Consider the following 12,070-nt stretch of genomic DNA (forward strand, 5'->3'; position numbering starts at 1 on the left):
ACGGCCCGCGCGGCCGTCCCCGTCGTGCTCATGCACCGATCCTGGGTGATGCTGGTGGTGCCGTGCAACGGAGTTTCCGGGTCCCGGAACGGCCTGGAAACATGCAAGAAAACGGAGATTACCGATCCGGAACGTCCCGATGGGCACCCTTGTGCGAATCGGTTCGAGGGTCTTGGGTGGAACGAGCGCCGGCGCGGGCTCCCGAGAGCCACGTCGGCGGCATGGTGGAATCTCAGGAGGATCCCGACATGTCCGACTCCATAAGCGGTTGTGGTGACTGTACGGAGCACCGCACCGCTGTCACCGAAGGCGAGGTGGACGCCCTCGTCCAGGGCATCTGCTTCAAGACCGGCCCGCCCCGCACGCTCGGGGTCGAAGTGGAATGGCTCGTCCACGAGCTGCGGCAGCCGCAGCTCCCGGTGACACCCGAAAGACTCGAAGCGGCCTACGCGACCTTGCGGACCCTGCCGCTGAAGTCCCCTCTCACGGTCGAACCCGGCGGTCAGCTGGAGCTCAGCTCGCCGCCCGCCGCCTCCCTGATGGAGTGCGTGGAGACCGTATCCGCCGACCTGGACACCGTCCGCGCCGTTCTCGCCGAGGACGGTCTGGGACTGGTCGGCTTCGGCCACGACCCCTGGCACCCACCCCGCCGGTTCCTGCATGAACCGCGCTACGACGCCATGGAGGCCTGCCTCGACCGCACCGGCGCGGCCGGCCGGCACATGATGTGCACCTCCGCCTCCGTCCAGGTGTGCGTGGACGCCGGATACGAGGAACCCGGCCCCCTCGGCCACGAACAGCGCTGGTGGCTGGCCCACCACCTGGGCCCGGTGCTGGTGGCGGCCTTTGCGAACTCCCCGCTGGTCGGCCGGCAGCCCACGGGCTGGCTCTCCACCCGGCAGCTGCTGTGGACGCAGATCGGCGCCGGCCGCGCGGGCGCTCCCCCGCCGGACGGTCAGCCCCGGGCCGCCTGGGCCCGGCATGTGCTGGACGCCCCGGTGATGTGCGTGCGCGGCGACGACAGCGCCTGGGAGGTGCCCGAGGGCCTGACCTTCCGCGGGTGGGCCCGCTCCGGCGCGCCGCGGCCGCCCACCCGGGCGGATCTCGACTACCACCTGACCACACTGTTCCCGCCGGTGCGACCGCGCGGCCACCTGGAGCTGCGGATGATCGACGCGCAGCCCGGTGACGACGGCTGGATCGTGCCGCTCGCGGTGACCGCGGCGCTGTTCGACGACCCGGAGGCCGCCGAGGCGGCGCACCGGGCGGTGAAACCCCTGGCGGAGCGGGCCCTGAACCTGCCCGCACCGCACAATCCGCTGTGGGTCGACGCGGCCCGGCAGGGGCTCGCCGACCCCGAGCTGCGGGAGACGGCGGTCGCCTGTTTCGCGGCGGCGCTCCAGGCCCTGCCCCGGCTCGGCGCCACCCCCGGGGTCGTCGACGCCGTGACGGCGTATCTGAACCGCTATGTCGTCCAAGGTCGCTGCCCGGCCGACGACCTGCTGGACCACCTGCGCGGCACCTCCCGTCGCGCGAACGGGAGGAAGGACATCCGCACATGAGCGCCCCCGAGACCGAGGCACCGACGCCCGAAGCGGATCCCGAGGCGCTGCGCGAGCGCGCGCTCGCCTCGCTCACCACCGCCCGCGCCCGCACCACGCTGCTGACCAGCTGCGTCGAGGAGCCGGACCTCACCGCCCAGCACTCCCCGCTGATGTCTCCGCTGGTGTGGGACCTCGCCCACATCGGCAACCAGGAGGAGCTGTGGCTGCTGCGGGCGGTCGGCGGCCGGGAGGCCATGCGGCCCGACATCGACGGCCTCTACGACGCCTTCGAGCACCCTCGTTCGGAGCGGCCCTCGCTGCCGCTGCTGCCGCCCGCCGAGGCCCGGACGTACGCGGCCGAGGTGCGCGGCCGGGCCCTCGACCTGCTGGCGTCCGCGGACTTCCACGGCACCCGGCTGACCGAGGCCGGCTTCGCCTTCGGGATGATCGCCCAGCACGAACAGCAGCACGACGAGACGATGCTGATCACCCATCAGCTCCGCAGGGGTCCACAGGCCCTGACCGCACCCGACCCGGATCCGGCCGAGCTGTTCCCGGGCCCGGCCGAGGTCCTCGTTCCCGGCGGCCCGTTCGTCATGGGCACCTCGACCGAGCCGTGGGCCCTGGACAACGAGCGCCCGGCGCATCCGGTGGACGTGGCACCGTTCTGGATCGACACGACCCCGGTGACCAACGCGGCGTACACGGCGTTCATCGAGGACGGCGGCTACGACACCGAACGCTGGTGGACGCCCGAGGGCTGGGCGCACATCCGGCAGCACTCCCTGACCGCCCCGCTGTTCTGGCGCCGGGACGGCGGCCAGTGGCTCAGGCGCCGCTTCGGCATCACCGAGGCCGTCCCGCCGGACGAGCCGGTGCTGCACGTGTGCTGGTACGAGGCGGACGCCTACGCCCGCTGGGCCGGGCGCCGGCTGCCCACCGAGGCGGAGTGGGAGAAGGCCGCCCGCCACGACCCGGCCACCGGCCGCTCCACCCGCTACCCCTGGGGCGACGCCGACCCGGAACCCGAGCACGCCAACCTGGGCCAGCGGCATCTCAGGCCCGCCCCCGCCGGCAGCTACCCGAAGGGCGAATCGCCACTCGGTGTACGCCAGTTGATCGGCGACGTGTGGGAATGGACCGCGAGCGACTTCCTGCCGTACCCGGGGTTCACGGCGTTCCCGTACAAGGAGTACTCGGAGGTGTTCTTCGGCTCCGACCACAAGGTGCTGCGCGGCGGTTCGTTCGCCGTGGACCCAGTGGCCTGCCGGGGCACGTTCCGCAACTGGGACTACCCGATCCGGCGGCAGATCTTCTCCGGCTTCCGCACCGCCCGCTCGGAGGCCGTCTGATGTGCCGGCACCTGGCCTACCTGGGGCCCGAGGAGCCGCTCGGCCGGCACCTGGTGGAGCCTGCGCACAGCCTGTACCGGCAGTCGTGGGCACCGCGGCGGCAACGCAACGGGACGGTCAACGCCGACGGTTTCGGCGTGGGCTGGTACGCCCCTCACGATCCGGTCCCGGCCCGCTACCGGCGGGCCGGGCCGATCTGGGCGGACCTGTCCTTCGCCGACCTGGCCCGGGTGGTACGCAGCGGAGCCGTGCTGGCCGCCGTGCGCGACGCGACCCTGGCGGGCGCCGACGGCGAGGCCGCGGCGGCGCCCTTCGCCGCCGGGCCCTGGCTGTTCAGCCACAACGGCGCGATCGCGGGCTGGCCGGACTCGGCGGCGCCCCTGGTGTCCTCGCTGCCCCCGGTCGAGCTGCTGTCGCTCCAGGCGCGCACCGACTCGGCGTTCGTGTGGGCCCTGGTCCTGCACCGGCTGCGCTCCGGCGACGACCTCGCCGACGCCCTGGGCGGCACGGTGCGCCGACTGGTCCGGGCGGCCCCCGCCTCCCGGCTGAACCTGCTGCTCACCGACGGCGCCACCATCGCCGCCACCACCTGGGGCGACAGCCTCTGGTACCGCACCGAACCCGGACCCGGCACGGTCGTCGCCTCCGAGCCGTACGACGACGACCCGCTCTGGCAGGAGGTTCCCGACCGCACCGTGCTCACGGCGAGCCGCGCCGGCGTGCTGCTCGCCCCGCTCGAAGAGGACCCGGCGTCCGTACCATCGAAGGAGCCCTGTACGTGAGTCCCCTGCGTGTCACCCGCACCCTCCCCGAGGACGCGACGGACGCCGCGCTGCGCGCCGACGTCCTGGCCGGTCTCACCGTCAACCCCAAGTCGCTGCCGCCCAAGTGGTTCTACGACGCCCGCGGCAGCGAACTGTTCGAGCAGATCACAGAGTTGACCGAGTACTACCCCACGCGCGCCGAGCGCGAGATCCTCGCGACCCGCTCCGGCGAGATCGCCGCCGCGAGCAGCGCCCGCACCCTGATCGAACTGGGCTCCGGCTCCTCGGAGAAGACCCGCTATCTGATCGACGCGCTCACCTCGCTGGAGGCGTACGTCCCGGTCGACGTCAGCGAGAGCGCCCTCACCCAGGCCGGGCAGGCGCTCATGGAGGAGCGGCCCGGACTGCAGGTGCACGCGCTGATCGCCGACTTCACCGCTCCCCTGACCCTGCCCGAGACACCCGGACCCCGGCTGGTGGCGTTCCTCGGCGGCACGATCGGCAACCTGCTGCCCGCCGAACGGGCGAAGTTCCTGGCCTCGGTGCGCGGTCTGCTCGCGCCGGGCGACGGGCTGCTGCTCGGCACGGACCTGGTCAAGGACGAGCGGGTGCTGGTCCGGGCGTACGACGACGCGGCCGGGGTGACGGCCGCGTTCAACAAGAACGTCCTGACCGTCGTCAACCGGGAGCTGGGCGCCGACTTCGACCCCGGCGCCTTCGACCACGTGGCGCTGTGGGACACCGAGCAGGAGTGGATCGAGATGCGGCTGCGTTCCCGCACCGCACAGACGGTCAAGGTGCACGCGCTGGACCTCGTCGTGGACTTCGCGGCGGGCGAGGAGTTGCGCACCGAGGTGTCGGCGAAGTTCCGCAAGGAGGGAGTGAGCAGTGAACTCGCCTCCGTCGGGCTGGAGTTGACCCACTGGTGGACGGATGCCGAGGGCCGCTTCGCGCTGTCGCTGAGCGAGGTGCGGTGAGTCAGCCGAGGTCGGTGGCGAGGGCCTCGGTGATCCTGCGGGAGGCCCGGCGCGCCTCGGTCGCCGGGTCCGCCCCGCCGAGCACCCGGGTCATGTACCCCTTGATCGGGTTGTCGGCCTCGACCGCGGCCCACTGAGGGGTGTTGGGGGTCGCCCGGCCGTGTGCGGCACCCGCCGCCATGGCGGCGACCCCCTCCTCCCCTGCCACCGCCTTCGCGAGGGTGGTCTTGTTGGGGACGTAGTTCATGGTGCGGGCGAGTTCGGTGTCCCACTTGGCACCGGTGAGCGCCCCGATGACGGCCGTCGCGGCGAACTGGTCGTCGGTGTTCTGCGGGACGACCAGATCGGAGCCGCCGGTGAAGACCGTGCCGGGCCTGGTGGCGGCCTTGCCCGGCACCGGGAAGAAGCCGAGCCTGTCCTTGAGGCCGGGGTTCTGCTGCAGGATCGACTGGGCGAGCCCCGGTACGGCGATGATCTGCGCCACCTTGCCGCCGGCGAACACGCCCGCCTGGGGCGGGTGTTCCTCGTCGGCGTCCACAGGTCCCTCGCCGAGCGCCTGGAGCCGGCGGTAGAACTCCATGCCGCGCAACGCGGCCGGCGTGTCCAGGGTGCCCCGCCACTCGTAGTCCTTCTCCTCGGCCAGCTGGCCGCCCTCGTCCCAGATGAAGCCGGAGAGGGTGTACCAGTCCTGTCCGGCCAGGTAGATGCCCTGACTGCCGCCGGAGTCGAGCTTTTGTGTGTCGCGGAGCCACTGGTCGCGGGTCTTCGGCGGGGCGGTGATCCCGGCCTGTGCGAAGAGGTCCTTGCGGTAGATGACCACCCGGTTGGCCGCGTACCAGGGCACGCCGTACTGCTTGTTGCCGTCCTTGCCGGGCTCGGCGAGGCCGGGCAGCCAGTCGTCCTTGCCCCAGTCGCGCATCGACTCCAGCGTCAGGTCGGCGAGCCCGCCGCCGTCGACGTACTGCGGGACCTGGGTGTTGCCCACCTCGATGACGTCCGGCCCGTCCTCGGCACCGGCCTTGAGGGCCCGCTGGACCTTCGCCACGATGCCGGTCCAGTCCTGGATGCGGATGTCCAGGCGCAGGTCCTGGTGGGTGCGTTCGAAGTCCTCGGTGAAGCGCCGCAGGAAGTCCTTCGAGGCGCTGTCCTTCATCAGCCAGACGGTGACGGTGTGCCGCTGGTGCCCGCCGGGGAGCACCCCGCAGGCGCTGACGAGCGAGCCGGTGACGCAGAGAAGGGCGAGCAGACGACGTCTCACGAGGGGTCCTGTTCTGTCGTGCCGGAGCGGTGCGGACAGGGAAAGGGGCCCGACGTGGGGGGACGAACACTGGGGCTCGCACGGGTGTACGGGATTTTGGTATGGACCAATGCATTGGTCAAGCGCTACCCGGGGTACGGGGGCGACGCCTCGCGCGCCGGGCGCGGATACGGCACGGTGGAGTACGGCGTGACACACCGGTCACGACGGACGTGGGGCACACCGCTGCGGCCTCACGGCGGAGAGGAGCACCCGCATGTCGAACCACACCTACCGGGTCACCGAGATCGTCGGCACCTCGCACGAGGGCATCGACCAGGCCATCCGCAACGGGATCGCACGCGCCGACCAGACCCTGCGCAACCTTGACTGGTTCGAGGTGACCCAGGTCCGCGGCCAGATCGAGAGCGGGCGGATCGAGCACTACCAGGTGGGTCTGAAGGTGGGCTTCCGCATCGAGGACGGAGAGTAGGACCTCACGGAGCAGGACCTCAGGTCCGGCCCTCCCGCTCCTGGGCGTCCTGCAACGCGGCGGACTTCGCGGCCCAGCGGGCCCGCACGACGGTGAAACCGGCCCGCTCGGCGTCGTCGCACACCAGCTCGTCGTCGTCGACGAGGAACCGGATCTCACGGTCCCGCGCGAGGCGGCGCAGGACCTCCAGCTTGGTGAACCGGGCGGGCCTGCGGTCGGCGTTGCCGCGCATATGGACGCGCCCCTTCGGCAGTCCGTGGGCGGCGAGCCAGGCGAGCGTGTCGCGCCGGCACCGCTCGGGCCGCCCGGTGAGGTACACGATCCCGCACTCCCGGGCCGCCTCCAGAGCGAGCGCCACGCCCTCGGTCAGCGGCGGGTCCCCGGGGGCGGCCGCGAAGAACGCGGCCCAGTTCCGCGGGCGCTCCTCCAGGAAGTGCTGCCGGTGCGCCGTGTCGGCAAGGGTGTTGTCGAGGTCGAACACGGCGATCCGGCGCTCGCTGCTGTCGGTCACGGGGTCACCCTAGCCGCCCGCTCCCGGCGCGGACCGGCGCCCTGATCCGCCGGCGAAGGACGAGGCCGGGTCCGCCCCCGGTTCAGATCGTCTGCCTGGCGATCCCTTGTTCAACGGTGGCTCCCCCACCTGCTCTGACGGCCGTCACCACCGCCTGGTGCAGATTCCGGCTCTGCTGCTCCGACTGGCAGGGCACGGGGCTGCCCGCCAGGGTGAACCATTCGGACGTGCCGGAGTACTGGACGGTCACGTCGGCCTCGTTGCCGTCCCAGGTGGTGTGGACGGTCAGGTCGCCGGTGACGATCCCCGCCTCATTGGTACGTGCGCCGCCCCGGCCGGCGAAGACCCCGGGGGTTGTCCACGATGCCCAGACCATGACGTCAGCTCCTTCGCGCGTGCACGGCTCTCTTCCTTCATGGTGCGCCGCCGAGGCTGCGCAGGCATCAGGCCGCCTGTCCCGCCCACGGGGCCGAGCGGCCTCCGCGCTCCGCCCGGGAGGGCCACTCGGCCCGCACCGTGCCCGGTCGGCCCCTCTCGGGCAGGGTCGCACCGGCCGGACGCTGAGCACGGAATCGCCCGGAGGGAGAGTTCTCGATGACCGGCATCCAGGAGACCCCTGTGCATGCCCTGCTGGCCGACGGAACGACCGTACGCATACGGCAGGCAGGTCCGACGGATCGTGAGGCGGTGCAACGGCTGTACCAGGAGATGTCACCGCAGAACCTGCGGTTGCGGTTCTTCTCCGCCAACGCGGCCTCCGCCCGCCGGGCCGCCGACCGGGTGGCCGGAGGCGATCGACCCGGCTACCGCGCGCTGGCCGCCGAGTACGACGGACGGCTCCTGGGACTGGCCGAGTACGAGGTCCTGCCGGACGGCGGCACGGCGGACGTCTCGGTGGCCGTTGCCGACGGCTGGCACCGCCGTGGTGTGGCCACACTCCTCCTGGAACACCTCGCGCACGCCGCGCGCACGGTGGGTGTCACCGCGTTCAGCGCCGACGCTCTGGCCGAGAACCGCGACGTGCTGAAGGTCTTCCACGACCTCGGGCTGCGCGTCACCCGCCACTTCGACGGGCCCCAGGTCCACTGCACGGTCGAACTCACCCAGGACGAGACCTACTTGAGCGCCGTGGAGTCCCGGGGACGGCTGGCCGGCATCGCCAGCCTGCGGCCTTTGCTGCGCCCCGGCACCGTCGCGGTGATCGGTGCGGGCCGCACACCGGGGTCGGTCGGGCGGGCGATCCTGCGGAACATCCACAACGGTTCCTGCACGGCGCGGTTGTACGCCGTGCACCCGGAGGCCGACTCGATCGCCGGGGTGCACGCCTGCCGGTCCGTCGCCGACCTGCCGCAGGTGCCGGACCTGGCCGTGATCGCCGTACCGGCCGCAGCCGTTGCCGAGGTGGCCGAGGAGTGCGGGCGAGCCGGTGTGCGCGCCCTGGTCGTGGTGTCCGCCGGCCTCGACGCCCACCGGAGCGCCGCCCTGATGGACGCATGCCGGCGCCACGGCATGCGGCTCGTCGGCCCGAACTGCCTGGGCCTGGCCAACACCGACACCGGCGTCCACCTGGACGCCACCTTTGCCGACCGGCACCCCGGGCCCGGTACCGCCGGTGTCGCCGTGCAGTCCGGAGGCGTCGGCATCGCGCTGCTGGACGGCCTGGCCCGGCTCGGCATCGGGGTGTCGACCTTCGTCTCGCTCGGCGACAAGTACGACGTCAGCGGCAACGACATGCTCCAGTGGTGGGAGAGCGACGGGCACACCGAGCTGGCGCTGCTGCATCTGGAGTCCTTCGGCAACCCCCGCGCCTTCTCCCGCACCGCCCGCCGGGTGGCCCGCTCGATGCCGGTACTGACCGTGGACGCCGGCCGGTCCGAGGCTGGACGGCGGGCCGCGGCCTCGCACACCGCGGCCGCGGCCACCCCGACCATGACCCGGCAGGCCCTGTTCACCCAGGCCGGCATCACCGCCACCCGCACCATCGGTGAACTCCTCGGCACCGCCGCCCTCCTGCACGCCCAGCCGCTGCCCCACGGCACGAAGGTCGCCGTCGTCAGCAACGCGGGCGGCGCCGGCGTTCTGGCCGCCGACGCGTGCGTGGACGCCGGACTCGTCGTCCCGAGGCTCGCAGCCGACCTGGTGGACGACCTCCGCGCGCTGCTGCCCGACGGCGCCACGGCAGGCAACCCCGTGGACGTCACGGCAGCCGTCGGCGAGGAGCAACTGCGGGCGTGCATAGGCCTTTTGGCCAGGCACGGCACCGTCGATGCCGTCCTGGTGAGCCTCGTCCCCACGGCGGTCGCCACGGCCACCGGCGAGGACCTGGTGCGCGCCGCGACCTCGGCCCCCGCCCCGCTCGCGCGCCCGGTCGTCGCGGTGCTGCCCGCGCAGGCCGCCCGCGTCGAGCTGCTGCCGACCACCGGCGGGGGCACCCTGCCCGCGTACTCCGACGCCGAGGACGCCGCCCGCGCCCTGGCCCACGCCGCCGCCCGCGCCGACTGGCTCGCCCGACTGCCCGGCGCGGTGCCGGAGTTGCCGGACGTCGGGACCGGCCACGCGCGGGACCTGGCCGCCGCCTTCCTGGACGACAACCCGGACGGGGGGTGGCTCGATCCGCAGGCGACGGCCATGCTCCTGGGCTGCTACGGCATCCCGCAGATCCCCTGGGCCTGGGCCAGGGACGAGGACGAGGCCGTCGCCGCGGCCGACCGGCTCGCCGGACCGGACGGACGGGTCGTCATGAAGGCGTACTGGCCCGGTCTGCTGCACAAGAGCGAGCAGCACGCCCTCCACCTCGACCTTCAGAACACCTCCCAGGTCAGGGCCGCCCACCGCGATCTCGTCACCCGGTTCGGGGACCGGATGACCGCAGTGGTCGTCCAGCCGCTCGCCGAGCGCGGCACCGAACTGTTCGCCGGGGTCGTCCAGGACGAGGTCTTCGGGCCCCTCGTGGTGTTCGGCCTCGGGGGCACGGCGACCGAACTGCTCGCCGACCACGCGGCCCGGCTCGCCCCGCTGACCGACCTCGACGTGCACGACCTGCTCACCTCGCCCCGGTGCTCCCCGCTGCTGTTCGGCTACGCCGGCAGCCCCGCCGCCGATCTCGGCGGCCTGGAACAGCTACTGCACCGGGTCTCCCGCATGGCCTCCGACCTGCCGGAACTGGCGGAAGCCGACCTCAACCCCGTCCTGGCCGGGCCGCGCGGCACCACCACGCTCGACGCCCGGGTCCGGCTCGTGCCACGCCGGCCGCACGATCCGTATCTGCGCCGACTGCGCTGACCGGGCGCCACCGCAGCAGGAGGCGGGCCGCCCGGGCTCGGCGGCTCCCGGCGCCCCGCCTCAGAGGCAACTGAGAGCTTGCTGTGCCAGTCTGACGGCCCCCATCCCCCTCAGGAGCGCCTCGATGAATCTGGTCAACGGGCTGCCCGCCCATGTCCTGCTGGTCCATGTGGTCGTCGTGCTGATACCCCTGACCGCACTGGCCCTGGTCACGGCCGCGCTGTGGCCGCGGGCCGCCCGGCGGCTGGGTCCGCTGCTCCCGCTCCTCGCCCTCCTCGCGCTGATCAGCGTGCCGCTGACCACGCACGCCGGCGAGTGGCTCGAACGGCACGTGGACGACGACGCCCTGGTACGCCGGCACACCGAGTTGGGCGACGGACTGCTGCCGTGGGCCTTTGGGCTGTTCGTGCTGGCAGCGGCCGTGTGGTGGGCGGCCGGGCGCGCTCCCGCGGAGGCCCGGCAGAGCAGCGGCAGGCGCTGGTCCGCGCTCCCGGTACGGATCGTCGTGGGCGTGGCCTCGCTCGCCGTTGCGGTGGGAGCGGTGGTGGACGTCTACCGGATCGGCGACTCCGGCGCGAAGGCCGCCTGGCACGACGCCTATTCCAAGACGGCAACCGGTACAAAGGACGGCTCCTGATCCTGCGCCGGCCCGCCCATCGCGACCCGTCCCTCGTTCGGGAGGGCTCGCGTGACGAGGATGTCGGCGACGGCGATCGCCGGGCGCGCGGAGACATGCACGGGGTCTCCCCCTCCGTTGCGGGCGTCTCCCTCTGTTTCGGGTGCTTCCCTCCGTAGCGGGTCTCTCCCTCCCTGGCGGGTGCCCCGGCCTGCGGGTCGGTGAATGCCGTGCCCCATGGGCCGAAGGGCCTAGCCGGATCCGAGCGGCCCGTGGCGGCCGACGGGCAGTGCCCCTCGCGGCAGCCGAAGGGCAGTGCCCCTCGCGATGAGAACAACTTGGCGACGGGAACGACTGGCCAACTCCCTGCGGGCGTCGACAGACATTGCTCCGTGAGGGAAGGCTCCGCCATGGGGGGAGGGCTCGGCGCCGTCGGTCGCCGTCAGGCGGGAGCCGCCCGCTGGGGGGCCGGGTCCGGCAGATCGGGATCGAGGTCCGGACGGCGGGGTGCACCGCTCAGCACGCACTGCACGTCCACCACGCCTTCCACGGCCCGCGCCAGCAGTGTGGCGAGCGGGACCAGCGCGGTGTCGCGCACCCGGCCCCGGAGCGTCACCACGCCGTCGCGCACCTCGATGCACACCGCTTGGGCGTGTGTGCCGAACACCCGTAGGACGACCTCCCGCCGTACTTCCTCGGCGATGTCCTCGTCCGTCCGCAGGAACACCTTCAGCAGGTCGGAACGGCTGACGATGCCCTTGAGGGCGCCGTCGTGATCGACGACCGGCAGCCGCTTGACCTTGGTGCGTGCCATGAGCCGTGCCGCGTGGGCAAGAGTGGCACGGGGCGTCACGGTGACGGCCGGGGCGGTCATCAGACCGCCGGCGGTCACCGCGTCCGCCTTGTGCAGGTCGGCGGGATGCCGCTCCTGCACGTACCGGTCGAGGTCGCCTCGGCGGTACTCCTCCTTGCGCAGCAGGTCGGCCTCGGACACGACACCGACGACGTGTCCGGCGTCGTCCAGCACGGGGAGAGCGCTGACGTGCCACTGGCGCATGGTCTTCACGATGTCCTTGAAGGCCGCGCCCGTGCGCAGGGCGACGACCCTGTGGGTCATCACGTCGTTCACGATGGTCGCAGCGCCGTCCATGGCGTCCTCCAGAAGGCTCGGATGCCGTCCTACGACACCTTCAGCCTGCGACCGCGGACACATTCGGGGCATGGGCCGAACGGCCCGTCCCTGGTTCCCGTGCGAGACCGACCGCGGGGTTGCCGCCCGGCTTCGGCCGCCCCC

General features: G+C 72.8%; 11 protein-coding genes. 7 read left to right on the plus strand and 4 right to left on the minus strand.

Annotated features, from left to right (window positions below; genetic code table 11):
• The first annotated feature begins 248 nt into the window (after positions 1 to 248).
• The 4 genes from egtA to egtD are packed head-to-tail and all read left to right on the plus strand — an operon-like array spanning position 249 to position 4,637.
• The gene (egtA, locus tag AB0H32_RS23685) at positions 249 to 1,562 is read left to right on the plus strand and encodes an ergothioneine biosynthesis glutamate--cysteine ligase EgtA (RefSeq protein WP_361123999.1); all 1,314 of its coding nucleotides are present in this window, start codon (positions 249 to 251) and stop codon (positions 1,560 to 1,562) included.
• Positions 1,559 to 2,896 (plus strand): ergothioneine biosynthesis protein EgtB, encoded by a 1,338-nt coding sequence (egtB, locus tag AB0H32_RS23690; RefSeq protein WP_361124001.1) that lies wholly within the window; start codon positions 1,559 to 1,561, stop codon positions 2,894 to 2,896. Before egtA ends, egtB begins: the two co-directional genes overlap by 4 nt.
• Positions 2,896 to 3,678, plus strand: coding sequence for an ergothioneine biosynthesis protein EgtC (gene egtC / locus AB0H32_RS23695; RefSeq protein WP_361124003.1), 783 nt, complete (start codon positions 2,896 to 2,898; stop codon positions 3,676 to 3,678). Before egtB ends, egtC begins: the two co-directional genes overlap by 1 nt.
• A complete protein-coding gene (egtD, locus tag AB0H32_RS23700) occupies positions 3,675 to 4,637 on the plus strand; it encodes an L-histidine N(alpha)-methyltransferase (protein WP_361124004.1) in 963 nt (320 codons plus the stop codon). The genes egtC and egtD overlap by 4 nt, the downstream gene beginning before the upstream one ends.
• 1 nt (position 4,638) lies before the next feature.
• Here egtD and AB0H32_RS23705 read toward each other — a convergent pair whose 3' ends face one another.
• On the minus strand, positions 4,639 to 5,895 hold the full coding sequence (locus AB0H32_RS23705) for an extracellular solute-binding protein (RefSeq protein WP_361124006.1): 1,257 nt from the start codon (positions 5,893 to 5,895) through the stop codon (positions 4,639 to 4,641).
• A gap of 256 nt (positions 5,896 to 6,151) precedes the next feature.
• Here AB0H32_RS23705 and AB0H32_RS23710 point away from each other — a divergent pair, with 256 nt between their 5' ends.
• Positions 6,152 to 6,367, plus strand: coding sequence for a dodecin (locus AB0H32_RS23710; protein WP_361124008.1), 216 nt, complete (start codon positions 6,152 to 6,154; stop codon positions 6,365 to 6,367).
• 19 nt (positions 6,368 to 6,386) lie between these two features.
• Here AB0H32_RS23710 and AB0H32_RS23715 read toward each other — a convergent pair whose 3' ends face one another.
• The gene (locus AB0H32_RS23715) at positions 6,387 to 6,878 is read right to left on the minus strand and encodes a hypothetical protein (protein ID WP_361124010.1); all 492 of its coding nucleotides are present in this window, start codon (positions 6,876 to 6,878) and stop codon (positions 6,387 to 6,389) included.
• 82 nt (positions 6,879 to 6,960) lie between these two features.
• Positions 6,961 to 7,254, minus strand: a complete 294-nt coding sequence (locus AB0H32_RS23720) for a hypothetical protein (protein ID WP_361124012.1) — start codon at positions 7,252 to 7,254, stop codon at positions 6,961 to 6,963.
• A 218-nt stretch (positions 7,255 to 7,472) separates the two neighbouring features.
• Between AB0H32_RS23720 and AB0H32_RS23725 the strand changes: the two genes are divergently transcribed.
• Both AB0H32_RS23725 and AB0H32_RS23730 read left to right on the plus strand, forming a co-directional pair.
• The gene (locus AB0H32_RS23725; RefSeq protein WP_361124014.1) at positions 7,473 to 10,160 is read left to right on the plus strand and encodes a GNAT family N-acetyltransferase; all 2,688 of its coding nucleotides are present in this window, start codon (positions 7,473 to 7,475) and stop codon (positions 10,158 to 10,160) included.
• A gap of 124 nt (positions 10,161 to 10,284) precedes the next feature.
• Positions 10,285 to 10,797 carry a DUF2231 domain-containing protein gene (locus AB0H32_RS23730; RefSeq protein WP_361124015.1) on the plus strand — a complete coding sequence of 171 codons (513 nt, stop codon included), beginning with the start codon at positions 10,285 to 10,287 and terminating at the stop codon, positions 10,795 to 10,797.
• A gap of 421 nt (positions 10,798 to 11,218) precedes the next feature.
• On the opposite strand, the gene AB0H32_RS23735 is transcribed toward AB0H32_RS23730, so the two are convergent.
• The gene (locus AB0H32_RS23735; protein WP_361124017.1) at positions 11,219 to 11,926 is read right to left on the minus strand and encodes a CBS domain-containing protein; all 708 of its coding nucleotides are present in this window, start codon (positions 11,924 to 11,926) and stop codon (positions 11,219 to 11,221) included.
• Between the last annotated feature and the right edge of the window lie 144 nt (positions 11,927 to 12,070).

Origin of the sequence: Streptomyces sp. NPDC020362 (assembly GCF_040642095.1) — a bacterium.
Classification (GTDB): Bacteria; Actinomycetota; Actinomycetes; order Streptomycetales; family Streptomycetaceae; genus Streptomyces.

Excerpts from the sequence above, each read along its gene's own strand:
- egtB (WP_361124001.1), top strand. The coding sequence starts at position 1,559 with ATGAGCGCCCCCGAGACCGAGGCACCGACGCCCGAAGCGGATCCCGAG.
- AB0H32_RS23730 (WP_361124015.1), top strand. The coding sequence starts at position 10,285 with ATGAATCTGGTCAACGGGCTGCCCGCCCATGTCCTGCTGGTCCATGTG.
- AB0H32_RS23720 (WP_361124012.1), bottom strand. The coding sequence starts at position 7,254 with ATGGTCTGGGCATCGTGGACAACCCCCGGGGTCTTCGCCGGCCGGGGC.
- AB0H32_RS23735 (WP_361124017.1), bottom strand. The coding sequence starts at position 11,926 with ATGGACGGCGCTGCGACCATCGTGAACGACGTGATGACCCACAGGGTC.
- egtC (WP_361124003.1), top strand. The coding sequence starts at position 2,896 with ATGTGCCGGCACCTGGCCTACCTGGGGCCCGAGGAGCCGCTCGGCCGG.
- egtA (WP_361123999.1), top strand. The coding sequence starts at position 249 with ATGTCCGACTCCATAAGCGGTTGTGGTGACTGTACGGAGCACCGCACC.
- AB0H32_RS23710 (WP_361124008.1), top strand. The coding sequence starts at position 6,152 with ATGTCGAACCACACCTACCGGGTCACCGAGATCGTCGGCACCTCGCAC.
- AB0H32_RS23725 (WP_361124014.1), top strand. The coding sequence starts at position 7,473 with ATGACCGGCATCCAGGAGACCCCTGTGCATGCCCTGCTGGCCGACGGA.